The organism is Streptomyces glaucescens (genome assembly GCF_002154375.1).
Lineage (GTDB): Bacteria > Actinomycetota > Actinomycetes > Streptomycetales > Streptomycetaceae > Streptomyces > Streptomyces glaucescens.
Map to the genome: position 1 here is coordinate 1 of NZ_MUND01000641.1, position 1,421 is coordinate 1,421.

1 pseudogene is annotated in these 1,421 nt (G+C 74.0%); it reads left to right on the top strand.

Annotated features, from left to right (window positions below):
• A pseudogene (locus tag CCN42_RS42870) lies at nt 1–1,421 on the top strand (CHAT domain-containing protein); the annotation flags it as partial.

Consider the following 1,421-nt stretch of genomic DNA (forward strand, 5'->3'; position numbering starts at 1 on the left):
CTGTTCGGGATCGTGCACGCGGTGCGCCCCGAGACCGTTCCGCAGCCGCTGCGCGGGTACTTCGCGCAGGAGCCGCCCGCGGTCGTCCCGCCGTACGAGATCGTGCACGCCGTGGGCAGCGCGCTGCGCCTCGGGAGCGTGCCGGTCCGGGACCGGGACGGAGTCCTCCAGGCGACGGCGCTGCTGCTGTGGGCACGGGAGGAGGCACGCGGAAGCGTGTCCGCGCCGCACATCGCCTTCAACGCCGGTTCGGCCTTGACGGAACTCGCCGAGGTGGTCGGTGACGAAGGGGATCCGGAGCGGACCAGGGCCGCGGGACTCCATCTGATGCGCGAGGCGATCGCCGCGCTGCCGCCCGAGGACCCGGCCCGTCAGCAGATGCTGCTGGCCCTCATGGGGACACAGGCCGCGGCCCCGCCACCCCGGCACCCCGAGGGGAGCGTGGCGGCCGAGTGGTTCCAGTACATGCGCGACGGCGACCTGGACCGGCTCGACACGATCGTCGACCGGCTGCGGGCGGCCGTCGACGCCCCCGCCACCGGCGAGCCGGCCCGCACCCACCGCCGCATCGAGCTGGGCCAGGCCCTGCGGATGCGCTTCGAGACGGAAGGCGAACTCGCCGACCTCGACGGCTCGGTCAGCCAGCTCACCGCGGCCCTCACGGGTCCCCTCACCGACGACGAGCGGGCGACGGCCCACTCGTTCCTGGGCCTGACCCACCTCGACCGCTACGCCGCCTCCGGCGACTTCGCCGACCTGGAAGCGGCCACCGAGGCCGTCCGCCACCCGTCCGTCGCCCGCGCCGCCGCGTCACCCGCCCACGCCCAGCGGCTCACCAATCTGGCCGCCGTCCTCACCGCGCGGTTCGACGCCTGGGGAGACGTCACCGAACTCGACGAGGCGGTGCGTCACCTGGAGTACGCCGTCTCGGCCACACCGCCCGGCCAGCACGACCGTCCCGTGATGCTGATCAAGCTGGCCGTCGCCCTCTGGAAACGCGGCCTGCGCACGGCACGGGACACGGACCTCGACGCGGCCGAGTCCCTCCTCAGACAGGTGGCCGGTGAGCCCTCGGACACCGGCCCCAACCAGCAACTGGCCCGCTGGGAACTGGGGAAGCTGCTGCGCACGCGCGGCCTGAGCAGGAACGCCGTGGGCGATCTGGTCGAGGCCGTCACCCAGTACCGCACGACCGCGCTCGCCTCCACCCAGGACGTGCGCACCCGAGTGGCGTGCGCCGCGCTGTGGGGCGTGACCTGCATGACGCTAGGGGACCGGGACCAGGCCCGTACCGCCTTCGGTGTGGCGCTGGCCGATCTGCTCCCCAAACTGACCGGACGATCGCTGGGCAGGGCCTCCCAGGAGGTGCGGCTGCGCGAGGTGTCCTCGCTGGCCACCGCCGCGGCGGTGGCCAGCGAGGA